Genomic DNA, 22,099 nt, shown 5'->3' on the forward strand with positions numbered 1-22,099 from the left:
TCCGTCAGAACCGCCGCGAGAACATGGCCCGCATCCCGCACACCGGGACACGAGCCTTCTTCAGCCACCACGCCCGCGCCCAGGGGGAGGCAGCGCCCGCCGCGAAGCCGCACCTTCCGTCAGAACCGCCGCGAGAACATGGCCCGCATCCCGCACACCGGGACACGAGCCTTCTTCAGCCACCACGCCCGCGCCCAGGGGGAGGCAGCGCTCGCAACGGAGCCGCACCTTCCGTCAGAACCGCCGCGGAAACACGGCCCGCATCCCGCTCATCGGGGTGTGGGCCTTCTTCGCATCGCTCCCGCCGCCCCCGCAGCCCAGCCGCCCGTATACGCAACGCCGGGCCGGGCGACCGGCGCCCGACAGCGGGGCAGGGCGGCGTCCGTGGAGGCTCGCGCCATCTTGACGGCGTCTTCTGGCCCGGGTACCCAGAAACCAGGCCCCGTTCCCGTGGAGCCCGGAGGTGGCGTATGGCGGCATCGGTCAGGCACGAGACGCGGGCGTTGCTGCGCGCACACCTGGCGGCCGCGTCGTCGTATCGGCATCTGACCCGCCACTGCGCGATCTGCCACCGCCTGTTGCGGCTGGCGATGGACTCCGGGCCGGCAGCAGGCTCACCACCGGAGGAGCCCGTGGAGGACGGAACCCCCTCCCCGGCGTAACACCCCTAGCTCACCGGGCCCGACGGCAACAAGGACTCTGGTATGTGACGGGAGTCACCGCATGAGTTTTTGAAACCGTGGAACTTACCGCTCACTTACCACAGGTCAATTTAATATGTGCAATTGCACCCCTGATCGCACACCGGCCAGGGACCGCCCCACAGGAGATCCGACACCCCTCCCCAGACTCCGACAAGCCCGCCCACAGGCCCGCCGGACGCCCACACTCCGCGCACAAAAAAGATCGCGCTGGACTCGGCGGAGTCCAGCGCGATCGACGACGAGGTTGAGAATGGGCCCTGTTGGGGCAGGACCCGCGTCGCTTGGAGCCAGTGTCCGGACGTGGCGACCGGCTGGGGGGCCGACCGGTTTGTCCGGTTATTCAGTTGTTCAGGCCTCGCTGCGCTGCTGCGGGATGCCCGCGAGCAGAGCGCGGACCTCAGCCTCGCGGTAACGGCGGTGCCCGCCGAGCGTACGGATCGACGTGAGCTTGCCGGCCTTCGCCCACCGCGTGACCGTCTTCGGGTCCACGCGGAACATCGTGGCGACCTCAGCCGGGGTCAGCAGCGGCTCGGCATCAGGGGTGCGAGCGGTCATGAGCGGCCTCCTCGGGAGAACCGAACCTTCTCGGTTCTTTCCTCTAAATTCTGCACCTTGACCCGCGTTGCCCGAAATGGCGGATGCGGGTCGAGTCGGTTATAGGACGAACGGCTTGTCCTCGGCACTACAACTACACCATCTGTCCAGCCGCGTCGGCCAAACCGATGGAATTGCCCCCCAGGTGTTCATCGGCGACGGAAGCCGATGGACCATGCCATAGCGGACAGTCACACCCCTGTGACGATCAGTCACAGGGGTGATCAGGAGTCATCAGACCCCCCAAAGCGGAACCTCCCCCGGGCCCCTTGTCCTATTTTGGCATGAGGAGGGGCAAGAGATGCAAGAGCCGGGTACGTGCGGTCCGTCACGCTTGACACTCCGTGAGGCGTACGCCCGGATCGGGACCTACGTCCCCTGTCGGTGAGACTTCAGGGGAAGTTGAACACCTTGAGCCAGGACGAAACCCCAAAACGGGCGTCAGGTCAAACGCCTGTTCGTGACCTGGCGCACATCAGTTCGCCGAGCGACGGTCCCTGACGGCCCGCCAGCGCTCCACGAGCCGCCCGTAGGCCTCGCCCGCCGCGGCCCCGTCACCGTGCCTGAGCGCCTCGATGCCCTCGGCCACGTCCGCCGCCGAGTGGTCGTCCTCCAGCTCGCCCGGCGGGAGCACATGCACCAGACCGCCGTAGTCGAGTTCGACCAGCGAGCGCGGGTGGAACTCCTCCAGCCAGCGCCCGACGTCGATCAGGCCGTCGATGAGCGGCCCTTCGTCGACGGCGTCCTTCAGGGCCCGCAGAGCCCGCGCCACGCGTCGCCGCGCCTGCACCATGGGGGTGCGGTAGCGCAGCATCGGCGGGATCTCGCCGGACCCCTTGTCGAAGCGCCGCTCCTCGTCGGAGACGAGCACGAACCAGTTCACCGGCACCTGCCAGGTCGCGGTGCGGATCCAGGGCCGGGCGTCCGGATTGCGGGCGAGCCAGCGCTCGTAGTCCTGGGCGGTCTGGCGGCGTACGACCTCGGGCAGCACCGCGTCCAGGACCGGCGCCGGCAGCTCCTCCCCGAGCTCCTCCAGGGCCAGCCAGCCGCGCAGCCGGGTGCGCCACGGACACACGCACACCACGCCGTCCACGTCGAGCACGAAGGCGTCGCTGCTCTCGTGCACCGGCACCGGGATCGGCGGGGTGGGCAGCAGGTCGGCCAGGGAGCGGCGCAGCTCGTCCTGGTACGAGGGGCGGTCCGGGCGGCGGGCGTAGCGCGCCCAGTGGCTGCGCTCGGGCTCGGGGAAGGCGGCCAGCGGTTCGTACACGCGCAGATAGGTCGCGTACGGGACGGTCACCGAGGACACCTTGGGCACGCCTGCTCTCTCCCCCGCCGCCTGCCGGGAAAACCTGCGAAACCCGCACACAAACGCGCGGGAAAACTATGCAAATCGTCGCACGCCCGCCCCCCGCGGGAAGGTGATCCTGAGCACTGCACGGTCATGGGCCGCCACAGGCCCTAATCTCGTGCCCACAGGCCCCGCCACCCTTACGGGCGCCTGTGTCCCATCGCCGCAATGGACCCAGGAGTCACCACAGTGACCGACGTAACCGGCGCCGCTGCCGACGTGCTGCACACCCTGTTCCACTCGGACCAGGGCGGTCATGAGCAGGTCGTGCTCTGCCAGGACCGCAAGAGCGGCCTCAAGGCCGTCATCGCCCTCCACTCCACCGCGCTCGGCCCCGCCCTCGGCGGGACGCGCTTCTACCCGTACGCGAGCGAGCAGGAGGCCGTCGCCGACGCGCTGAACCTCGCGCGCGGGATGTCGTACAAGAACGCCATGGCCGGGCTCGACCACGGTGGCGGCAAGGCCGTGATCATCGGCGACCCCGAGCGCGACAAGAGCGAGGAACTGCTCCTCGCGTACGGCCGTTTCGTGGCCTCGCTCGGCGGGCGCTACGTCACCGCGTGCGATGTCGGCACCTACGTCGCCGACATGGACGTCGTCGCCCGTGAATGCCGCTGGACGACCGGCCGCTCCCCCGAGAACGGCGGCGCCGGCGACTCCTCCGTCCTCACCGCCTTCGGCGTCTACCAGGGCATGCGGGCCAGCGCCGCGCACCTGTGGGGCGACCCGTCGCTGCGCGGCCGTACCGTCGGCGTCGCGGGTGTCGGCAAGGTCGGCCACCATTTGGTCGAGCATCTCCTGGAGGAGGGCGCCCAGGTCGTGATCACCGACGTACGGCAGGACGCCGTGGGGCGGATCGCCGAGCGGCACCCCTCCGTCGCCGTGGTCGCCGACACCGACGCGCTGATCCGGGTCGAGGGCCTCGACATCTACGCGCCCTGCGCGCTCGGCGGCGCCCTGAACGACGACACCGTGCCCGTACTGACCGCGCGGATCGTCTGCGGCGCCGCCAACAACCAGCTCGCCCACCCGGGCGTCGAGAAGGACCTCGCCGACCGCGGGATCCTCTACGCGCCGGACTACGTGGTGAACGCCGGCGGGGTCATCCAGGTCGCCGACGAACTCCACGGGTTCGACTTCGAGCGGTGCAAGGCGAAGGCCGCGAAGATCTTCGACACCACTCTCGCGATCTTCGCACGTGCGAAGGAGGACGGGATTCCGCCGGCCGCCGCGGCCGACCGGATCGCCGAGCAGCGGATGCACGAGGCGGCCGTGAAACCGGCGCGCTGACGTTTGAGCGGTACCCGTCGGCGCACTCTTGGAGAGAACTCTCACGTTCGTCGGCGGGTCGGCCGCGAAGAAGTGGTTAAAATCGCGGTTGACCAGCGAGGACGGGGCTCCTCGCGGGACCTGGGTGCGGGCACGTGGTGCGGGCGACGTACCGTATGGCCGTGGGCTCAGGTACCGTGGAAGCCCTACGGACCGGTCTCTCTTTGGAGAGCCCGTTCCAGATCATGAACGCGTGTCAAGACTCTGGGGCCACCGAGCCCCGTATCCGAGGGGGTCGAGCCATGGGGCGCGGCCGGGCAAAGGCCAAGCAGACGAAGGTCGCCCGCCAGCTGAAGTACAGCAGCGGCGGGACTGATCTGTCGCGTCTGGCCAATGAGCTGGGCGCTTCGACTTCGAGCCAGCCGCCGAATGGCGAGCCGTTCGAGGACGACGAGGAAGACGACCCGTACGCCCAGTACGCGGATCTCTACAACGACGACGGGGACGAGGACGACGAGTCCGGTCCTGCGTCTCAACGCCGCGGAGCGTAATGCCTGCAGCGGCCTAGCCGTTGGCTCACCCGGTCCGGAGCTCTCAGCGCCGGACCGGGTTTTGTGCTGACGTCGCGGGGCACCGCCCCGGATCCAGCTCCTCGTACGCCGAGGGGCTGGATCTCTGCGTACGGGATCTACGCGTAGTCGCCGACCAGCTCCGCACCCGTGGTGTGGTCGCCACGGTCCGTGATCTCGCCCGCGACCCAGGCCTCGACCCCGCGGTCGGCCAGGGTCTCCACAGCCACGTCCGCCGACTCCTCGGGGACGATCGCGATCATGCCGACGCCCATGTTCAGCGTCTTCTCCAGCTCCAGGCGCTCGACCTGCCCCGTCCTGCCGACGAGGTCGAAGATCGGGTCCGGGGTCCAGGTGGTGCGGTCCACGACGGCATGCAGGCCGTCGGGGATCACCCGGGCCAGGTTGGCCGCCAGACCGCCGCCGGTGACGTGGGAGAAGGCGTGCACCTCGGCCGTGCGGATCAGCGCCAGGCAGTCCAGCGAGTAGATCTTGGTGGGCTCCAGGAGCTCCTCGCCGAGGGTGCGGCCGAGCTCGTCGATCCGGGCGTCCAGGGCGAGGCCCGCCTCGTTCAGGAGCACATGCCGGACCAGCGAGTACCCGTTCGAGTGAAGACCGGAGGCCGCCATGGCGATGACGGCGTCACCCTTACGGATGCGATCCGCGCCGAGCAGCCGGTCGGCCTCCACCACACCCGTACCGGCGCCGGCCACATCGAAGTCGTCCGGGCCCAGCAGACCGGGGTGCTCGGCCGTCTCGCCGCCCACCAGGGCGCAGCCGGCGAGCACACAGCCCTCGGCGATGCCCTTGACGATCGCGGCGACCCGCTCGGGGTGGACCTTGCCGACACAGATGTAGTCGGTCATGAACAGCGGCTCGGCACCGCAGACCACGATGTCGTCCATGACCATCGCGACCAGGTCGTGGCCGATGGTGTCGTAGACGCCCAGCTGACGCGCGATGTCCACCTTGGTGCCGACACCGTCGGTGGCGGAGGCGAGCAGCGGGCGCTCGAAGCGCTTGAGGGCGGAGGCGTCGAAGAGGCCGGCGAAACCGCCGAGGCCGCCGAGGACCTCGGGGCGCTGCGTCTTCTTCACCCACTCCTTCATCAGCTCTACGGCGCGGTCGCCCGCCTCGATGTCGACGCCCGCGGCTGCGTAGCTGGCACCAGTTGTCTCAGACATGGCAGTAGAGAACCTTCGTGTCGTACGGCAGGTATGGCGGGCTGTCTACGGGCGACGGATCGCGTCGGCCGCGGCCGTGGCGGCGGGCCCTGCGGCCAGCTCGGTCTCCAGCAGCTGCTTGCCGAGCAGCTCGGGGTCCGGGAGGTCCATCGGGTACTCGCCGTCGAAGCAGGCACGGCACAGGTTCGGTTTGGCGATAGTGGTCGCCTCGATCATGCCGTCGAGGGAGATGTACGCCAGCGAGTCGGCGCCCAGCGAGGTGCCGATCTCGTCGATGGTCATGCCGTTGGCGATGAGCTCGGCGCGGGTGGCGAAGTCGATGCCGAAGAAGCAGGGCCACTTCACGGGGGGCGAGGAGATCCGGATGTGGACCTCGGCGGCGCCCGCCTCGCGGAGCATGCGGACCAGGGCGCGCTGGGTGTTGCCGCGCACGATCGAGTCGTCGACGACGACCAGCCGCTTGCCCTTGATGACTTCCTTGAGCGGGTTCAGCTTCAGGCGGATGCCGAGCTGGCGAATGGTCTGCGAGGGCTGGATGAACGTACGGCCGACGTAGGCGTTCTTCACCAGGCCCGCGCCGAAGGGGATTCCGGACGCTTCCGCGTAGCCGATGGCCGCCGGGGTGCCGGATTCCGGGGTCGCTATGACGAGGTCGGCCTCGACGGGCGCTTCCTTCGCGAGCCTGCGGCCCATCTCCACGCGGGAGAGGTACACATTCCGGCCGGCGATGTCGGTGTCGGGGCGCGCCAGATAGACGTACTCGAAGACACAGCCCTTGGGCTTCGCTTCCGCGAATCGGGAGGTGCGCAGTCCGTTCTCGTCGATGGCGACGAACTCGCCCGGCTCGATCTCACGGACGTAGGCGGCACCGCAGATGTCGAGAGCGGCGGACTCGGAGGCGACGACCCAGCCGCGCTCCAGGCGCCCGAGGACCAGCGGACGGATGCCCTGCGGGTCGCGGGCGGCGTAGAGGGTGTGCTCGTTCATGAAGACGAGCGAGAAGGCGCCCTGGACCTGGGGGAGGACCACGGGGGCGGCCTCCTCGATGGTCAGGGGCTTGCCGTCCTCGTCGACCTGGGCCGCGAGGAGCGCGGTGAGCAGGTCGGTGTCGTTGGTGGCGGCCACCCGGGGGCTGCGGCCCTCCTGCTTGGGCAGGTCGGCGACCATCTCGGCGAGCTGCGCCGTGTTGACCAGGTTGCCGTTGTGGCCGAGCGCGATGGAACCGTGCGCGGTGGCACGGAAGGTCGGCTGGGCGTTCTCCCACACGGAGGCGCCGGTGGTCGAGTAGCGGGCGTGACCGACCGCGATGTGACCTTGGAGTGAACCGAGAGAGGTCTCGTCGAAGACCTGGGATACGAGGCCCATGTCCTTGAAGACGAGGATCTGTGAGCCGTTGCTGACCGCGATTCCCGCGGATTCCTGGCCTCGATGCTGGAGGGCGTAGAGCCCGAAGTAGGAGAGCTTGGCGACCTCTTCGCCCGGAGCCCAGACACCGAAGACGCCACAAGCGTCCTGGGGGCCCTTCTCACCGGGGAGCAGGTCGTGGTTGAGTCGTCCGTCACCACGTGGCACGCTTCCGAGTGTAGGCGAGATCGACCACTGGTCCGAATTCACGGAGAGTGGGCTTTCTTACTCCGCGCGGGCCGTGACGCTCTCGCCGGGCGCCTTGGTGATCTTCAGGGAATCGCGTTTCTGCTGGTAGGAGACCTTGCCGGAGAGGATTTCGGCGAGTTGGCGCTCGGTCTTCATCACCGGGCCGGAACACATCATGCGCGTGGTCGCGAGGGGCCCGAACTCGATGGTGCGGTCCTTGACGGTCGCCTTGCCGCGGAAGGTGTTGCACCCGAGGCTGCCGGTGACGGTGTTGTTCTCGGTGAGGGTGAGGTAGGCGTTCTCGCCGAGGGACCAGCGAGTGCCCTTCAGGGCGGGCGGCTTCTCCTCGCGCAGGGTGATGGTGTCGTGCTGCGGGCTGGTCAGGGTGAGCGTCCGGGAACCCGAGGGCCCGTCCAGGCGGGCCTCGAGGTCGTTGTCGAAGACACCGACGAACTTCTCCTCGAACTGCCCCACGGCACCTGGGCAGCCCATCAGTGTCATGACGAGGTCGGAGACCCGCACGGTGTCGCCCTCGATGGCCACGTCGACGCCGATGCTGTTGCAGCCCACGGAACCGCCGGACTCACCACCGTCGCCGTCCGGTTCGGCGGTTGTCGGCTCGAAGATGATCTGGGCCTTGTGCCGGGCACCCTTCACGGGCAGGACGTAGTCCTTGCCGTCGACGGTGACCTTCTTGGGCACCCAGGAGACGTCCTCGATGGCGGAGAGGTCCTGGGTCGAGGTCCCCGCGGGCTCCGTGCCGCAGGCGGCCAGGACGGTGGTCCCGGCCAGGGCCGCGGCCGCGTACTTGGCACATGTCGTCCGCTTTGTCGTCCGCTGTGTCGTCCGCTTCATGGCTCTTTGACGCACGAGCCCCGTGAAGGGTTCAGCTCATCAGCGGGAGCAGCCCGCCCAGGTCCGCCCGCTCCCCGCTCGCGCTGACCTTGGCCGCCTCCAGCGCGTCCTGCCAGGCCAGCCTGCCGGTGGCGAGCCGGATCCAGGTCAGCGGGTCGGTCTCGACGACGTTCGGCGGGGTGCCCCGGGTGTGCTTCGGCCCCTCGACGCACTGCACGACGGCGTACGGCGGGATCCGCACCTCGGTCGAGCCGCCGGGCGCCTTCGCGGCCAGGGCGTCGGCGAGGAGACGGGTGCAGGCGGCGAGCGCCTGACGGTCGTAGGGGATGTCGAGGCCGGGCACGGCCGCGTTCAGGTCGTCGGTTTGGACGACGAGTTCGACGGTGCGGGTGACCAGGTAGTCGGCCAGGGTCATGGCACCGGTACGGGCGGCGAGGACGCGGGAGCCGGGGGCACTCAGGGCGTGCAGGAACCGCTCCTCGGTACGGGCGTACAGCGCGTCGAGGTCCGGATTGGCCGAGGCCAGGTCCCGGGTGCCGTCGGCGATGTCGCCGGCCCGGTCGGCCGTGGCGAAGGGCCATTCGAGAAGGGTGAGCCGCGGCGCCGGGGGTTCCTCCCGGTCGAGGTTCCGGCTGACCGTCTCGACCGCCATGGTGATGTGCGCGGCCAGGTCCCGCACGGTCCAGCCGGTCAGGCGCGTGGCGAGAGCGAGTTGCTCGGGGGTGAGGGCGCCCACGGCCTCCCGTACATGTCCGAACTGGTTCTTCAGAGCCTCGCGGATCTTGGCGGGGTCGTAGGTGCGGGCGCGCTTCCTGGTCGTGGGCATGGCGGTGAGCCTAATCGGCGGTGCTTCGGAGCCCGTCCGCGAACCGGTGGCCACGTGACGAAGGCCCCGCCCGTCACAGCGACGGGCGGGGCCTTCGGAGTCGTACGACCGGCTACTTCAGCAGTGCCGGGATCGTCTCCTCGTGGGCCGTCCGCAATTCCTCCAGGGACAGTTCGAACTCGCCCTGGAGCTCGACCGAGTCACCGTCGACGACACCGATGCGGGTGACGGGCAGGCCCCGCGCGCCGCACATGTCGTTGAAGCGGAGCTCCTCGGAGCGGGGGACGGCCACCACCGCGCGGCCGGCCGACTCCGAGAACAGCAGCGTGAACGCGTCCAGACCGTCCGGGACGATCAGGCGGGCGCCCTTGCCTCCGAGCAGCGCCGACTCCACGACCGCCTGGATCAGGCCGCCGTCGGAGAGGTCGTGCGCGGAGTCGATCATGCCGTCGCGGCTGGCGGAGATCAGGATCTCGGCGAGCAGCCGCTCGCGCTCCAGGTCGACCTTGGGCGGCAGACCACCGAGGTGGTCGTGGACGACCTGGGACCAGGCCGAGCCGCCGAACTCCTCACGGGTGTCGCCGAGGAGGTACAGCAGCTGGCCCTCCTCGCGGAAGGCGACCGGGGTGCGGCGGGCGACGTCGTCGATGACGCCCAGGACCGCGACGACCGGGGTGGGGTGGATGGCCACGTCACCGGTCTGGTTGTAGAGGGAGACGTTGCCGCCGGTCACCGGGGTGCCCAACTGCTGGCAGGCGTCGGCCAGTCCGCGGATGGCCTCCGCGAACTGCCACATGACGGCCGGGTCCTCGGGCGAGCCGAAGTTCAGGCAGTCGGAGACCGCGAGGGGCTTGGCACCGGTCGTCGCCACGTTCCGGTAGGCCTCCGAGAGCGCCAGCTGCGCGCCCGCGTACGGGTCCAGCTTCGCGTAACGGCCGTTGCCGTCCGTCGCGATCGCCACACCCAGGCCGGTCGACTCGTCGATGCGGATCATGCCGGAGTCCTCCGGCTGGGCCAGCACCGTGTTGCCCTGCACGAAGTGGTCGTACTGCGAGGTGATCCACTTCTTGGAGGCCTGGTTCGGGGAGGAGACCAGCGCGAGGACCTGGTCCTTGAGCTCCTCGCCCGTCTGCGGCCGGGGCAGCTTGTTCGCGTCGTCCGCCTGGAGCGCGTCCTGCCAGTCCGGACGGGCGTACGGGCGCTCGTAGACCGGGCCGTCGTGGGCCACGGTCCGCGGGTCGACGTCGACGATCTTGCCGCCGTGCCAGTAGATCTCCAGCCGGTCGCCGTCGGTGACCTCACCGATGACGGTGGCGATGACGTCCCACTTGTCGCAGATCTCCAGGAACCGGTCGACCTTCCCCGGCTCCACGACCGCGCACATGCGCTCCTGGGACTCGCTCATGAGGATTTCCTCGGGCGAGAGCGTGGAGTCGCGCAGCGGTACGTCGTCCAGGGTGACGCGCATGCCGCCGGAGCCGTTGGAGGCGAGCTCGGAGGTGGCACAGGACAGACCGGCCGCGCCGAGGTCCTGGATGCCGACGACCAGCTTCTCCTTGAAGGCCTCCAGGGTGCACTCGATGAGGAGCTTCTCCTGGAAGGGGTCGCCGACCTGCACGGCCGGACGCTTCGACGGCTTGGCGTCGTCGAAGGTCTCGGAGGCCAGGATCGACGCGCCGCCGATGCCGTCACCGCCCGTGCGGGCCCCGTACAGGATGACCTTGTTGCCGGCGCCGGACGCCTTCGCGAGGTGGATGTCCTCGTGCCGCATCACACCGATGGCACCGGCGTTGACCAGCGGGTTGCCCTGGTAGCAGGCGTCGAAGACGACCTCGCCGCCGATGTTGGGCAGGCCCAGGCAGTTGCCGTAGCCGCCGATGCCGGCGACGACACCGGGGAGCACGCGCTTGGTGTCCGGGTGGTCCGCGGCACCGAAGCGCAGGGGGTCGACCACGGCCACCGGCCGCGCGCCCATCGCGATGATGTCGCGGACGATGCCGCCGACACCGGTCGCTGCGCCCTGGTAGGGCTCGACGTAGGAGGGGTGGTTGTGCGACTCGACCTTGAAGGTGACCGCGTAGCCCTGGCCGACGTCCACGACGCCCGCGTTCTCGCCGATGCCGACGAGGAGGGCGTCCGACTGGGGCGCCTTCTCGCCGAACTGGCGCAGGTGCACCTTCGACGACTTGTAGGAGCAGTGCTCGGACCACATGACCGAGTACATGGCGAGCTCGGCACCGGTGGGCCGACGCCCGAGGATCTCGACGACCCTCTCGTACTCGTCCTTCTTCAGGCCCAGTTCGGCCCAGGGCAGCTCGACGTCGGGGGTCGCGGTCGCGTGCTCGACCGTGTCCAGAGGCGTCCGGCTCATACGTTGACCAGCTTCTTGAGGATCGAGGTGAAGAAGGGGAGGCCGTCGGTGCGGCCGGTGCCGATGAGCGGCTCCACGGCGTGCTCCGGGTGCGGCATCAGGCCTACGACGTTGCCCGCCTCGTTGGTGATGCCGGCGATGTCCCGCAGCGAGCCGTTGGGGTTGCCGTATCCATCAACGGCTGCGCCGTGGACGAGGTACCGGAAGGCGACCCGGCCCTCGGCCTCCAGCTTGTCGAGGGTGTACTCGTCGGCGACGTACCGGCCGTCCATGTTCTTCAGCGGAATGTTGATCTCCTGGCCGGCCGAGTAGTCGGTCGTCCAGGCGGTGTCCGCGTTCTCCACCCGCAACTTCTGGTCGCGGCAGATGAAGTGGAGGTGGTCGTTGCCGAGCATCCCGCCCGGGAGGAGGTGGGCCTCGGTGAGGATCTGGAAGCCGTTGCAGATGCCGAGGACCGGGAGGCCGGCCTTCGCCTGCTCGATGAGGGGCTCCATCACCGGCGAGAAGCGCGCGATGGCACCCGCGCGCAGATAGTCGCCGTACGAGAAGCCGCCGCACAACACCACGGCGTCGACCTGGTGGAGGTCCTTGTCCTTGTGCCAGAGAGCGACCGGTTCGGCGCCCGCGAGGCGGATCGCGCGCTGGGTGTCCCGGTCGTCGAGGCTGCCCGGGAAAGTGACGACGCCAATACGAGCGGTCACTTCGTGGCCCCCGCGACTTCCGCAGAGTCCTCGACCTTCACGGTGAAGTCCTCGATCACGGTGTTGGCGAGGAAGGATTCCGCAAGATCATGGATGCGGGCGAGCGCGGCCTCGTCGACCGGCCCGTCCACTTCCAGTTCGAATCGCTTTCCCTGACGTACGTCGGAGATGCCGTCGAAACCAAGCCGCGGCAGTGCGCGCTGCACCGCCTGGCCCTGGGGGTCGAGGATCTCCGGCTTGAGCATGACGTCGACTACGACGCGTGCCACTGGCACTCCCGGTGGTGTGGTGCTGAGCAGGTTCCTTCAGACTACCCGCACAAAAATTCTACGCGCGTTGAGTTGTAGGAATCTACGTGACGGCCATCACGACACATCGCGGAGGCGGCCGGTCGCGAAAATTTCCCGGAAAGATCTCAGATCGACACCCGATACCTATTGCGCTGGCACACGCGGAAGGATTTAGTCGAGCTCACAATGCATTGTTGGGCACTGTACAAATGAATTGGCAACGTGCCGTACGAAGGGACCGATATTCGTGGCGCAGAAGGTCGTGGTCACTCTCTTTGACGACATCGACGGCTCGGAAGCGGCGGAAACGATCGCCTTCGGACTCGACGGCAAGTCGTACGAGATCGACCTGAATCAAGCCAATGCCAAGAAACTGCGTAAGGCGCTCGAGCCGTACGTGGAGGCCGGCCGCAAGCGGTCCAGGTCGGGCAAGGCGTACCAGCAGACCGAGGTCGCTCCCGACCCGGCGGCGGTCCGGGCCTGGGCCCAGGCCAACAAGATGGATGTCCCCGCCCGCGGACGCATCCCCAAGAGGGTCTACGAGGCGTTCGCCGAGGCCCGGTAGGGCCGGTCGACGCCGGGTCACCCGCCCCTCGGGACAACCGACTTGCGTTGCACCCCACCTGGTCAGCTAGAGTCTGGAGCACGCCGAGGGGCGAGGCCGAAAGGCCAAGCTCACGGAGTACATGCGGGTGTAGTTCAGTAGTAGAACATCCCCCTTCCAGGGGGAAGGCGCAGTGTGCAATTCCTGTCACCCGCTCTGCATCGCCGTCCGGACCACTCTGGTGGATCGGGTAGGATGGTGCTCGCGCCGATCGGTGAGAGCCGGTCGGAGGCAATGCGGACGTAGCTCAGTTGGTAGAGCGCAACCTTGCCAAGGTTGAGGTCGCCAGTTCGAACCTGGTCGTCCGCTCCACGAAGAAGACCCCGGTCATCGCGACCGGGGTCTTTTTCATGCTCCGATGCACCGTCTGACATTTGTCATACGGAGTGGTGACAGCACGCACTGCTGTCGCCTCCGCTCCGCCGGGACGCTGGCTTCATGAACACCGACGAACACGAACACGTGATTGAGGTCACCGGCCTACGGCGTGTGTACGGGGGCGGGTTCGAGGCCGTGCGCGGGATCAGCTTCTCCGTGGCCCGCGGAGAGGTCTTCGCCCTGCTCGGCACCAACGGCGCCGGCAAGACCTCCACCGTCGAACTCCTCGAAGGACTCGCCCGGCCGACCGAGGGTCGCATCCGCGTCCTCGGACACGATCCGTACACCGAGCGTGCCGCCGTACGCCCGCGGACCGGGGTGATGCTCCAGGAGGGCGGCTTCCCCTCCGAGCTGACCGTCGAGGAGACCACGCGGATGTGGGCCGGCTGCGTCAGCGGGGCCCGGCCGCCGCTGGAGGTGCTGGAACTCGTCGGGCTCGCCCGGCGGACCGGCGTACGGGTCAAGCAGTTGTCCGGAGGCGAGCGGCGACGCCTCGACCTGGCGCTCGCGCTGCTCGCCGACCCCGAGGTGCTGTTCCTGGACGAGCCGACGACCGGACTCGACGCCGAAGGGCGCCGGGACACCTGGGAGTTGGTGCGGGCCCTGCGCGACCGGGGGACGACCGTGCTGCTCACCACGCACTACCTGGAGGAGGCCGAGGATCTCGCGGGCCGGCTGGCGATCCTCCACGAGGGGCAGATCGCGGCCACGGGGACACCGGCCGAGGTGACCGCCGCCCAGCCGGCACGGATCTCGTTCGAGCTTCCCGACGGGTACTTCGTGGGAGACCTGCCCCCGCTCGCGGAGCTCGGGGTGTGCGGGCACGAGGTCGACGGGAACGTCGTACGGCTGCGGACGCGGGAGTTGCAGCGGGCCGCCACCCGGCTGCTGGTGTGGGCCGAGCGGGCCGGCATCCAGCTGCGACGGCTCGATGTGCGGTCCGCCTCGCTGGAGGAGGCGTTCCTGGGGATCGCGGCGCGTGAGGAGGTCTCGGCATGAGCATGGTCACCACTCCCGCGAGCAGGCTGGGTGCCCTCGCCCGCGCCGAGTTCACGCTGCTCGGACGCAGCAAGGCCACGCTCGTCGCGGCCGTACTGGTGCCGCTCGCGCTGCCGTTCAGCCTGCGGCCCGTCGTGGACGACATGGACGTCGAGAAGTCAGGGCTGAGCGTCGGGCTGGTGCTGCTGCCGGCCGCGGTCGGCTTCACCCTGCTCTTCGGTGTCTACGGCGCTCTGGTCGGGATCTACACCGCCCGGCGCGAGGAACTCGTGCTGAAGCGGCTGCGCACGGGTGAGCTGCGGGACGTCGAGATCCTCTGCGGGACCGCGCTGCCGATCGGCGCGACCGGGCTCACCCAGTCCGTGGTGCTCGTGGCCGCGAGCACGGTCCTGCTCGACGTGCCCGCGCCGCACGCACCCCATCTCGTCGTACTGGGGTTGCTGTTGGGGCTGGTGATGTGCGCGGCGCTCGCTGCCGTGACGGCGGCCGTGACCCGGACCGTGGAGAGCGCGCAGGTCACCACGCTGCCGTTCGTGATGATCTCGATGGCCCTCTCGGGCGTCGCCGTGCCGCTGGAGCTGCTGCCCGACACGTTCGCGTCGGTGTGCGAGCTCCTGCCCCTGTCGCCTGTGATCATCCTGGTCCGCGGCGGCTGGGCCGGCACGCTCTCCCCCTACGAGGCCCTGGGCTCCCTCGCCACCGCGGTGGCCTGGACGGTGCCGGCCGTGTTTGCTGTACAGCGGTGGTTCCGGTGGGAGCCGAGGCGCTGACGTACGGGGAGAACATGCGCGAGGCAGGGGGCTGGTGGCGGCGGAAGAGCACGCCGGCGAAGGTGGAGACGTACACGCGCTGGTCGTTCCACTTCTTCGCGGTGATCTACGTCGCCTCGATCGGACTGCCGGTCTTCGGGCAGGTGACGGGGCAGCTCGCGGTCTGGCTGGTGCTGCTGGTGTGCGCGCACGCCCTGGCGTGCGCGGTGACCGCGTCGCGGGCGCTCGACTGGACGCGCGGGCGGCGCGAGCAACCGGTGCGGGCGCTGTGGCTGCTCGGGGCGGTCACTGCCGCCGTCTCCGTCGCGGTGATCGGCATCGCCGAGCGGGGTCCCCACAGTGACCGGCTCGACATGGCCACGGGGTCGGTCTTCGTGGGCGTGCTGACCTTCGCCGCCGGCATCGGCGCGCTCGGCATCCGCCGGCGACGGCGCGTGCTCGCGCTCGTGGGCGGCTTCGCCGCGGGCGCGGTGCTCGGCGGCTTCCCCCTGGGGCACGCCCTCCCGGAGTCCCTGGTCACCGGGGTCGTGGTGCTGATCGCCGCCGGGTTCCTCGCCTTCACCTCCGTCTTCTCCGTCTGGCTCCTGAACGCCGTCTACGAACTCGACACGGCCCGCGAGACCCGCGCCCGGCTCGCCGTCGCCGAGGAACGGCTGCGGTTCGGGCGGGACCTGCACGACGTGATGGGGCGCAACCTGGCCGTGATCGCGCTGAAGAGCGAACTGGCCGTGCAGCTGGCGCGTCGGGGACGCGACGAGGCCGTGGACCAGATGACCGAGGTGCAGCGGATCGCGCACGAGACACAGCGCGAGGTGCGGGACGTCGTACGGGGATACCGGGAGGCCGATCTGGGGATCGAACTGGCCGGAGCGCGAGGGGTGTTGACCGCCGCCGGCATCGACTGCGAGGTCACCGGTGAGCCGGGCGGGCTGCCCGCCGAGGTGCAGTCGGCGCTCGGCTGGGTGGTCCGGGAGGCCACCACGAACGTACTGCGGCACGGGGACGCCAAGCGGTGCGTGGTGGCCGTACGGACGGAGCAGGAGCGGGTGGTGCTGACCGTGGAGAACGACGGGGTCCTGAGATCGTCGGGCGGTGCCGGCGGGTCCGGGATCGCCGGGCTGCGGGAACGGCTTGCGGCGGTGTCCGGGACGCTGGAGGCGGGACCTGTCCGAGAGGGTGTGTTCCGGCTGGTGGCGGAGGTGCCGCTGGTGGCGGTGGAGGGGGCTTCATGACCGTGCGGGTACTGCTCGCCGATGACGAGCATCTGATCCGGGGTGCGCTCGCCGCGCTGCTCTCGCTGGAGGACGACCTGGCGGTCGTCGCGGAGGCGGCGACCGGCCCCGAGGCGCTGGCGATGGCCCGGGCGCACGAGCCCGACGTCGCCGTACTGGATCTCCAGATGCCCGGCGCGGACGGTGTGAAGGTCGCCACATCCCTGCGGACCGAACTGCCCTCGTGCAGGGTGCTGATCGTCACCGGTCACGGGCGGCCGGGGCATCTCAAGCGGGCCCTGGAGGCCGGTGTGCGGGGGTTCGTCCCGAAGACCTTGAGCGCGCAGCGGCTCGCGGAGATCATCCGCACGGTGCACGCGGGAAACCGTTACGTCGACCCGGAGTTGGCCGCCGACGCGATCTCCGCCGGGGACTCGCCGCTGACCGCGCGGGAGGCCGAGGTGCTGGAACTGGCCGCCGACGGGGCACCCGTCGCGGAGATCGCCGAACGGGCCGCGCTGTCGCAGGGGACCGTACGCAACTATCTGTCCTCGGCCGTCTCCAAACTGGGGGCCGAGAACCGTCACGCGGCCGTGCGGCTCGCGCGGGAGCGAGGTTGGGTATAGTGGTTCTCGCGCCACGGCGCATGCGAACGTAGCTCAGTTGGTAGAGCGCAACCTTGCCAAGGTTGAGGTCGCGAGTTCGAACCTCGTCGTTCGCTCCATCGAGAAGCCCCCCGGTTTTCACCGGGGGGCTTCTCCGTTACGACCAGCGCTACGACCAGCTCGTACCCGTCAGACGCTCGTACGCCTCGATGTACTTGGCGCGGGTGCGGTCCACGACCTCCTGCGGCAGCGGCGGCGGGGGCCGCTCGCTCTTCCTGTCCCAGCCGGACTCCGCCGAGGTCAGCCAGTCGCGCACGAACTGCTTGTCGTACGACGGCTGCGCGTGCCCCGGCTCCCACTGGTCGGCCGGCCAGAAGCGGGAGGAGTCCGGGGTGAGGACCTCGTCCGCGATGACGAGGGTGTCCCCGTCGAAGCCGAACTCGAACTTGGTGTCCGCGAGGATGATCCCGCGGTCCCGGGCGATGTCCCGGCCCCGCGAGTACACGGCGAGGGTCGCCTGGCGCAGCTGGGCGGCGGTGTCCGCGCCGACCTGGCGGGCGATCTCCTCGTAGGAGACGTTCTCGTCGTGCTCGCCGACGGCGGCCTTGGTGGCCGGGGTGAAGATCGGGGCGGGGAGTTCGCTGCCGTCCGTGAGCCCCTCCGGGAGGGCGAGGCCGCAGACCGTGCGGGACTCGTTGTACTCCAGCAGTCCGGAGCCGGTGAGGTAGCCGCGGGCGACGGCCTCCACGGGGACCATCCGGAGCGACTTGCAGACCAGGGTGCGGCCGGCCCAGTCGGCGGGGGCGCCGTCCGGCACGTCCGTGCTCAGGACGTGGTTCGGCAGCAGGTCGGCGATCTGGTCGAACCACCACAGTGACAGCTGGGTGAGGACGCGGCCCTTGTCGGGGATCTCGGTCGGCAGCACCCAGTCGAAGGCGGAGATGCGGTCGCTGGCGACCATCACGAGGTCGCCCGCCTCGTTCTGGTACAGCTCGCGCACCTTGCCGGTGTGCAGGTGCACCAGCCCCGGAACCTGGAGCGGCTCGGGCTTTTCTACGAATCCGGACACGGTTCCTCCCCGTGGGTATGTCCTACGGGTCGATTGTCCCGTACACCGGGCTGACCTTGGACTTGGGGTGTGCTGGGGGTGTGCTGCGGGTGCTCCGCCGGCGTTGTGCCGGTGGGGTGCCGGTGTTTTGCGTGGGCTCAGTCACGCTTGCAGATGCGGTCCAGGAGGTTGGAGGTGGCGCGCTGGACACGGGCGTCGACATGCCCCGGGCGGTCCAGCGCCGGGGACCAGGCGAAGGTGCCGGCGGCGAAGACCAGGGCGCCGGAGGGGGCGCGGTAGAGGGACGTCTCCTGGTGGCGGAGGACGCCCTCGCTGTCGGCGTAGGGCGAGTGGGCGAGCAGGATGCGGTCGTCGTGCTCGGGGAGCGGAGCGCGCGGGAAGTAGCGGTCGGCCTCGCCCGCGACCAGGCCGGCGAGCTCGTCGCCCTCCTGGGCGCCGGTCGCCTCCCACAGCCAGTGCTCGGCGTTGCGGACGATCAAGGGATACGGCTCCGGCACCCGGCCCGCGTACTGGATGCCGACCAACTGCTGTTCGGGGCGGTCGACTTCGCGCCAGAGCGCCGGTTTTCCCGGCCCCCTGCGCTTGCGGCAGGTGAGCAGGCGGTCGGGGACGCCGGACGGCGACGGACCCAACTCGACCTGCCAGTACATGGTGTTGGCGGACAGGAAGACCAGCGAGGTGCCGCTGTCGCGGGCCCGCTCGACCGTGCGGCGCATGGCCGCCGACCAGTACTCGTCGTGGCCGGGGAAGACCAGACCCCGGTAGCGGGTGGGGTCGAGGTGACCGGCGTGCAGGTCGCGGGCGTCGGCGTAGGCGAGGTCGTAGCCGTAGCGCTCGGCGAAGCGGATGAAGTCGTAGGCGTGGCCCACGTGCATCGGCAGGCCCGCGCCCGCGTACGGCCGGTCGAAGGAGACCGTGGTCGCCGCGTCGGCCTCGCCGAGGAGCCGGCCCTGTTCGTCCCAGGCGTGGTAGAGGCTGGCGCCGGTGCGGCCGTCCTCCGGGTAGAGGTTGTACGCCTGCCACGTCACGTCGGGCAGCAGGAGCAGTAAGTCCGCGGGGTGGTTGTCGCGGACCGTGAAGGGGATGTGGGAGCGGTAGCCGTCGACGGTGGTGAGGACGGCGACATACGCCCCGATGCTCCAGTACGACGGGATCTGCAGCCGCCAGGACAGCCACCAGTGGTGACAGGAGACCGTGCGGTCGGCGGTCAGCGGCGGGGGCTGGACGATGCCGGAGAGACGGGGGCTGGTGGTGATCTTCGCCGCGCCGTCGCCGCCGTAGTGGCCGATGCGGTAGATGTCGACGGCGAATTCCTGCGGCGGGTCGACGGTGATGTGGAAGTCGACGGCCTCGCCGGGGGCCACCGCGCCGGTCGAGGTGAAGCCCTTGATCTGGCGACGGACGTCGTCGGCGGAGCGGGGGCCGCCGCCGGGGTCCGAACGGGGGGAGGGCACGCGCGGGGCGCCCCGTTTCGGGGTGTGGGCGGGGTCCGTCTCGACGTACCAGGGGACCACCTGGCCGGTGTCGTCGAAGTACGTCTCACTGCCGCGCAGCCAGGGGACGGGGCCCTGGCCGAAGGGGTCCGTCACGGCGTGCGCGAGTGCTCCCGACTCCCAGCGGCGGATGTGCTCCTGTCCCGGCGCCATGGTCGCTCCCCTCCCTCGTGCCCCCGTCGTCCGTCCTGCGCGGTGCTTTGGTACGCGTGTCGTGCACCTGTCCTATGGCGCGAGCCCTTGCCATGTGCGCGACCGGTCCCAGCACATCACATTCCGCACTTGAACTGTCACTGTTCGTTGCGAATTGGCCGAAAGTGGAAGCGGGGGTTCCGCCTGTTCCGTCGTCGTCAGACGAGGCGGACGGGCTTCTCGGGGCGTATCCCCGACTTGACCAGCCAGGCACGCAGCGGGCCCGGGTCGCCGTCCTCCACGAGGCTCAGGACGCGGGGGGCGAGGTCAGCGGCGCGTTCGCCGTTGATGAGGAGCGACGGGCCGTCGAGCCAGTCCAGGCCCGGGGTGGCACCGGCGGTGTCGATCGCGGCGCAACAGATCATCGCGGTGACGTGATCGGTGAGCAGTTCTCGGGCGCTGCGCGGGGGCTGGAGCGGGAACAGGGGCAGCGCGGTGTCGTCCCAGGGGGTGGCGTCGGGAGCGGTACGGGCCGTGGGGGTGGCGGCTTCCTCACGGGCGAGCTCGGCGGTGAGGGCTGCGGCGAGGAGCTCGGCGAGGGGTTCGTCGTGGGGTGGCGGTGAAGCGTGGGGGGTGAGCTCGCCGGCGGCAGTTGTGGGGGCGTCCGGGGTGTCCGGAGCGTCTGCGGAGGGGTACGGCGGGGCCGGGGCGGGATCGGTGGTCGCGGGCGCCTGGGGCGGTGTGGGCGCGGGCGGTGCCGCGTCGCGGTCGGCCGCGGCGGTCCGTGCGCCGTCCGTCGCCGTGTCGTCGGACGGCGGAGTCGGTACGGGCTCGGCGGTGGCGGAGGCCTCGGCGTGCGGGTCGGTGGGTGCCGGGTGGGCGGCCGAGGGGCGTGCCGCCGGGTCGGCCGGCCTGTCGGCTGCCGTGGAGGGTGACGCCGTACCGGCGGGCCCATCAGTCGCCGCGGACCGTGACACCGAGTCGGTGGACCCGGACAGCGGACCCGAACCTGGCTGCGCTGCGGGGCCCGTCGGCGGAGAGGAGGACAGGTGGGACAGGACTCGGGAGAGGGTGGGGGCGTCGGATTCCGGTGGGGTTCCCGCGGGGCGGCGTACACCCTGGGCGTCGAGGACTCGGTGGAGGCGGGCCGCGTCGAGGCGCCACTTTCGGTCCACCACCTCTTCCGGGTACTCCTGCCAGTCCACCGGCGACCAGTCCGGGCCGGTCTCCGCGGGGCCGCCGTGGAAGAGACGGGCGGCGAGCAGGGAGGCGGCCTCGTCGATCGTGCCGGGCTCTTCGAGCAGGTCGCAGGCGGGACGCTCACCGAGGCGGGAGGCGAAACCCTCGGCCAGGCGGTCGCGGCGTGACAGTTCGGTGAGGGCGGCCACCACGCCCGCGTCCAGGCGGGAGGGCCAGCGCCCCATCCGCCAGGCGGGGAGCGCGACCCGGGTCAGCAGCCGGTCCCAGCCCGCGTAGGCCAGGCCGACCTGCTCCTGGGCCACGATCCTGAGGCCGTAGTCCACAGCCTGTGCACGCTCGGCGGCCGCCGCAGCGACCCCGCGCTCCATCTGGGTCGCGTGCTCCCGGCAACTGCGCAGGAGCAGGCGGGCCACCCAGGCGACGCCCGCGCACATCACCCGGGTCAGCGGACAGCGGCCGGGTACGGAGCCGACGGCCACCGCCGCGTCCAGACCCCGTACGAAACGGCGGGCCGCCGCTATGTCGGGGTGGGCCGAGGGGCCCGTACCGGCGACGACCGGGGCGAGGACCGCGCGCAGTTCGCCGACGCGCATCCACCACAGGAACGGCGAGCCGATGACCAGCACCGGTGCGGCCGGGACCCGGCGGTGGGAGCCGCGGACGCCCGCGATCTCGTCCTCCCGGCCCTCCTGCGGGGGCGGGCCGTGCGCAGGGTGGGTGCGGTCCTCGAGCCAGCTGTCGCAGTCCGGGGTGAGCGCTATGGCGGAGGGGGCGGGGACGTCCAGGCGGTCGGCGAGGTCGCGCACCATGCGGTACAGATCGGGCGCGGACTCCTCGGCGATCGCGACGGTCGGGCTGACCGCGGGGCGGGCGCGGGCGATGACCAGGGCGACGGCCCCGGCGGCGAGCAGCACCACGGCCCCGAGAACGCTCATGACCAGCCGGGCGGTGTCCCAGAACCCGCCCACGAGATGGCTGGTGGAACCTCCGGCGAGCAGCACCACGGCCACCGCCGCGGGCAGCAGTGCCACGGCCAGCGCACGGCTGCGGATCCGCAGCACGGCAAGGGCCCAGGAGCGCGCGGCCTGCGCGCCCGCCTCCACACCGATACCGGTCATGACCGGACCTCACCCCCTCCCTGCCGTCCTGAATGCCCAGCTTTCCTGGTGTTGCTCACTCCCCCACTGTGGCACCCGCCACTGACATCGCAATGCCGGTGGGCCAAGTGCCGGAACGCTTGCGCCGCACCCTAGTTGGGCTCCGGGCCCCCGTCAGCCGTATAGCGCCCCGGTCACTCGATGGAATGGCTTTGGGGAAAGGTGGATGACGTA

General features: G+C 70.3%; 20 protein-coding genes and 3 tRNA genes. 11 read left to right on the top strand and 12 right to left on the bottom strand.

Annotation, left to right across the window (positions count from 1 at the left end):
• The first annotated feature begins 470 nt into the window (after positions 1 to 470).
• Positions 471 to 662, top strand: coding sequence for a DUF6274 family protein (locus tag ACZ39I_RS20150; protein WP_467245725.1), 192 nt, complete (start codon positions 471 to 473; stop codon positions 660 to 662).
• A gap of 390 nt (positions 663 to 1,052) precedes the next feature.
• Here the strand turns inward: ACZ39I_RS20150 and bldC are convergent, their stop codons facing one another.
• Both bldC and ACZ39I_RS20160 read right to left on the bottom strand, forming a co-directional pair.
• The gene (gene bldC / locus ACZ39I_RS20155) at positions 1,053 to 1,259 is read right to left on the bottom strand and encodes a developmental transcriptional regulator BldC (protein ID WP_003949541.1); all 207 of its coding nucleotides are present in this window, start codon (positions 1,257 to 1,259) and stop codon (positions 1,053 to 1,055) included.
• Positions 1,260 to 1,773: 514 nt separating this feature from the next.
• Positions 1,774 to 2,616 carry a DUF8083 family protein gene (locus ACZ39I_RS20160; protein ID WP_467245726.1) on the bottom strand — a complete coding sequence of 281 codons (843 nt, stop codon included), beginning with the start codon at positions 2,614 to 2,616 and terminating at the stop codon, positions 1,774 to 1,776.
• 222 nt (positions 2,617 to 2,838) lie between these two features.
• On the opposite strand from ACZ39I_RS20160, the gene ACZ39I_RS20165 reads away from it, so the two are divergent.
• Both ACZ39I_RS20165 and ACZ39I_RS20170 read left to right on the top strand, forming a co-directional pair.
• Positions 2,839 to 3,939: a Leu/Phe/Val dehydrogenase gene (locus ACZ39I_RS20165; protein ID WP_467245727.1), complete on the top strand. Its 1,101-nt coding sequence runs from the start codon at positions 2,839 to 2,841 to the stop codon at positions 3,937 to 3,939.
• Positions 3,940 to 4,220: 281 nt separating this feature from the next.
• On the top strand, positions 4,221 to 4,469 hold the full coding sequence (locus ACZ39I_RS20170; protein ID WP_352391842.1) for a DUF3073 domain-containing protein: 249 nt from the start codon (positions 4,221 to 4,223) through the stop codon (positions 4,467 to 4,469).
• A 137-nt stretch (positions 4,470 to 4,606) separates the two neighbouring features.
• Here the strand turns inward: ACZ39I_RS20170 and purM are convergent, their stop codons facing one another.
• The 7 genes from purM to purS form a co-directional block, all read right to left on the bottom strand.
• Positions 4,607 to 5,671 (bottom strand): phosphoribosylformylglycinamidine cyclo-ligase, encoded by a 1,065-nt coding sequence (gene purM, locus ACZ39I_RS20175; RefSeq protein WP_467245728.1) that lies wholly within the window; start codon positions 5,669 to 5,671, stop codon positions 4,607 to 4,609.
• Positions 5,672 to 5,716: 45 nt separating this feature from the next.
• Positions 5,717 to 7,243 carry an amidophosphoribosyltransferase gene (gene purF, locus ACZ39I_RS20180; RefSeq protein WP_451472296.1) on the bottom strand — a complete coding sequence of 509 codons (1,527 nt, stop codon included), beginning with the start codon at positions 7,241 to 7,243 and terminating at the stop codon, positions 5,717 to 5,719.
• Positions 7,244 to 7,300: 57 nt separating this feature from the next.
• On the bottom strand, positions 7,301 to 8,119 hold the full coding sequence (locus ACZ39I_RS20185) for an META domain-containing protein (RefSeq protein WP_467245730.1): 819 nt from the start codon (positions 8,117 to 8,119) through the stop codon (positions 7,301 to 7,303).
• Between the two features lie 31 nt (positions 8,120 to 8,150).
• Positions 8,151 to 8,945 (bottom strand): maleylpyruvate isomerase family mycothiol-dependent enzyme, encoded by a 795-nt coding sequence (locus tag ACZ39I_RS20190; RefSeq protein ID WP_467245731.1) that lies wholly within the window; start codon positions 8,943 to 8,945, stop codon positions 8,151 to 8,153.
• Positions 8,946 to 9,057: 112 nt separating this feature from the next.
• A complete protein-coding gene (purL, locus tag ACZ39I_RS20195; RefSeq protein ID WP_451472293.1) occupies positions 9,058 to 11,316 on the bottom strand; it encodes a phosphoribosylformylglycinamidine synthase subunit PurL in 2,259 nt (752 codons plus the stop codon).
• Positions 11,313 to 12,017: a phosphoribosylformylglycinamidine synthase subunit PurQ gene (gene purQ / locus ACZ39I_RS20200; protein WP_398662510.1), complete on the bottom strand. Its 705-nt coding sequence runs from the start codon at positions 12,015 to 12,017 to the stop codon at positions 11,313 to 11,315. The genes purL and purQ overlap by 4 nt, the downstream gene beginning before the upstream one ends.
• Positions 12,014 to 12,286, bottom strand: coding sequence for a phosphoribosylformylglycinamidine synthase subunit PurS (purS, locus tag ACZ39I_RS20205; protein WP_467245732.1), 273 nt, complete (start codon positions 12,284 to 12,286; stop codon positions 12,014 to 12,016). The genes purQ and purS overlap by 4 nt, the downstream gene beginning before the upstream one ends.
• Positions 12,287 to 12,554: 268 nt before the next feature.
• Between purS and ACZ39I_RS20210 the strand changes: the two genes are divergently transcribed.
• The 8 genes from ACZ39I_RS20210 (at position 12,555) to ACZ39I_RS20245 (ending at position 16,993) form a co-directional block, all read left to right on the top strand.
• Positions 12,555 to 12,872, top strand: a complete 318-nt coding sequence (locus ACZ39I_RS20210) for a histone-like nucleoid-structuring protein Lsr2 (RefSeq protein ID WP_352391850.1) — start codon at positions 12,555 to 12,557, stop codon at positions 12,870 to 12,872.
• A 123-nt stretch (positions 12,873 to 12,995) separates the two neighbouring features.
• Positions 12,996 to 13,067, top strand: a tRNA-Gly gene (locus ACZ39I_RS20215).
• 80 nt (positions 13,068 to 13,147) lie between these two features.
• A tRNA-Gly gene (locus ACZ39I_RS20220) sits at positions 13,148 to 13,223 on the top strand.
• 126 nt (positions 13,224 to 13,349) lie between these two features.
• Positions 13,350 to 14,288, top strand: a complete 939-nt coding sequence (locus tag ACZ39I_RS20225) for an ABC transporter ATP-binding protein (RefSeq protein ID WP_467245733.1) — start codon at positions 13,350 to 13,352, stop codon at positions 14,286 to 14,288.
• Positions 14,285 to 15,058, top strand: coding sequence for an ABC transporter permease (locus ACZ39I_RS20230; protein WP_467245735.1), 774 nt, complete (start codon positions 14,285 to 14,287; stop codon positions 15,056 to 15,058). The genes ACZ39I_RS20225 and ACZ39I_RS20230 overlap by 4 nt, the downstream gene beginning before the upstream one ends.
• Positions 15,059 to 15,072: 14 nt before the next feature.
• Positions 15,073 to 16,290, top strand: a complete 1,218-nt coding sequence (locus ACZ39I_RS20235; protein ID WP_467245736.1) for a sensor histidine kinase — start codon at positions 15,073 to 15,075, stop codon at positions 16,288 to 16,290.
• Positions 16,287 to 16,895 carry a response regulator gene (locus ACZ39I_RS20240; RefSeq protein WP_403656975.1) on the top strand — a complete coding sequence of 203 codons (609 nt, stop codon included), beginning with the start codon at positions 16,287 to 16,289 and terminating at the stop codon, positions 16,893 to 16,895. Before ACZ39I_RS20235 ends, ACZ39I_RS20240 begins: the two co-directional genes overlap by 4 nt.
• 22 nt (positions 16,896 to 16,917) lie before the next feature.
• A tRNA-Gly gene (locus ACZ39I_RS20245) sits at positions 16,918 to 16,993 on the top strand.
• 50 nt (positions 16,994 to 17,043) lie between these two features.
• Here ACZ39I_RS20245 and ACZ39I_RS20250 read toward each other — a convergent pair.
• The 3 genes from ACZ39I_RS20250 to ACZ39I_RS20260 all read right to left on the bottom strand — a co-directional run bounded on the left by ACZ39I_RS20250 (position 17,044) and on the right by ACZ39I_RS20260 (position 21,886).
• Positions 17,044 to 17,943, bottom strand: coding sequence for a phosphoribosylaminoimidazolesuccinocarboxamide synthase (locus ACZ39I_RS20250; protein WP_467245738.1), 900 nt, complete (start codon positions 17,941 to 17,943; stop codon positions 17,044 to 17,046).
• A gap of 137 nt (positions 17,944 to 18,080) precedes the next feature.
• A complete protein-coding gene (locus tag ACZ39I_RS20255; protein WP_467245739.1) occupies positions 18,081 to 19,589 on the bottom strand; it encodes a N,N-dimethylformamidase beta subunit family domain-containing protein in 1,509 nt (502 codons plus the stop codon).
• Between the two features lie 197 nt (positions 19,590 to 19,786).
• Positions 19,787 to 21,886 (bottom strand): M48 family metalloprotease, encoded by a 2,100-nt coding sequence (locus tag ACZ39I_RS20260; protein ID WP_467245740.1) that lies wholly within the window; start codon positions 21,884 to 21,886, stop codon positions 19,787 to 19,789.
• Positions 21,887 to 22,099: the final 213 nt, after the last annotated feature.

Source organism: Streptomyces sp. NPDC024687 (assembly GCF_055559055.1).

Excerpts from the sequence above, each read along its gene's own strand:
- purL (WP_451472293.1), bottom strand. The coding sequence starts at position 11,316 with ATGAGCCGGACGCCTCTGGACACGGTCGAGCACGCGACCGCGACCCCC.
- ACZ39I_RS20185 (WP_467245730.1), bottom strand. The coding sequence starts at position 8,119 with ATGAAGCGGACGACACAGCGGACGACAAAGCGGACGACATGTGCCAAG.
- ACZ39I_RS20230 (WP_467245735.1), top strand. The coding sequence starts at position 14,285 with ATGAGCATGGTCACCACTCCCGCGAGCAGGCTGGGTGCCCTCGCCCGC.
- bldC (WP_003949541.1), bottom strand. The coding sequence starts at position 1,259 with ATGACCGCTCGCACCCCTGATGCCGAGCCGCTGCTGACCCCGGCTGAG.
- ACZ39I_RS20150 (WP_467245725.1), top strand. The coding sequence starts at position 471 with ATGGCGGCATCGGTCAGGCACGAGACGCGGGCGTTGCTGCGCGCACAC.
- ACZ39I_RS20235 (WP_467245736.1), top strand. The coding sequence starts at position 15,073 with ATGCGCGAGGCAGGGGGCTGGTGGCGGCGGAAGAGCACGCCGGCGAAG.
- ACZ39I_RS20190 (WP_467245731.1), bottom strand. The coding sequence starts at position 8,945 with ATGCCCACGACCAGGAAGCGCGCCCGCACCTACGACCCCGCCAAGATC.
- ACZ39I_RS20255 (WP_467245739.1), bottom strand. The coding sequence starts at position 19,589 with ATGGCGCCGGGACAGGAGCACATCCGCCGCTGGGAGTCGGGAGCACTC.
- ACZ39I_RS20240 (WP_403656975.1), top strand. The coding sequence starts at position 16,287 with ATGACCGTGCGGGTACTGCTCGCCGATGACGAGCATCTGATCCGGGGT.
- ACZ39I_RS20260 (WP_467245740.1), bottom strand. The coding sequence starts at position 21,886 with ATGACCGGTATCGGTGTGGAGGCGGGCGCGCAGGCCGCGCGCTCCTGG.
- ACZ39I_RS20225 (WP_467245733.1), top strand. The coding sequence starts at position 13,350 with ATGAACACCGACGAACACGAACACGTGATTGAGGTCACCGGCCTACGG.
- ACZ39I_RS20170 (WP_352391842.1), top strand. The coding sequence starts at position 4,221 with ATGGGGCGCGGCCGGGCAAAGGCCAAGCAGACGAAGGTCGCCCGCCAG.
- purM (WP_467245728.1), bottom strand. The coding sequence starts at position 5,671 with ATGTCTGAGACAACTGGTGCCAGCTACGCAGCCGCGGGCGTCGACATC.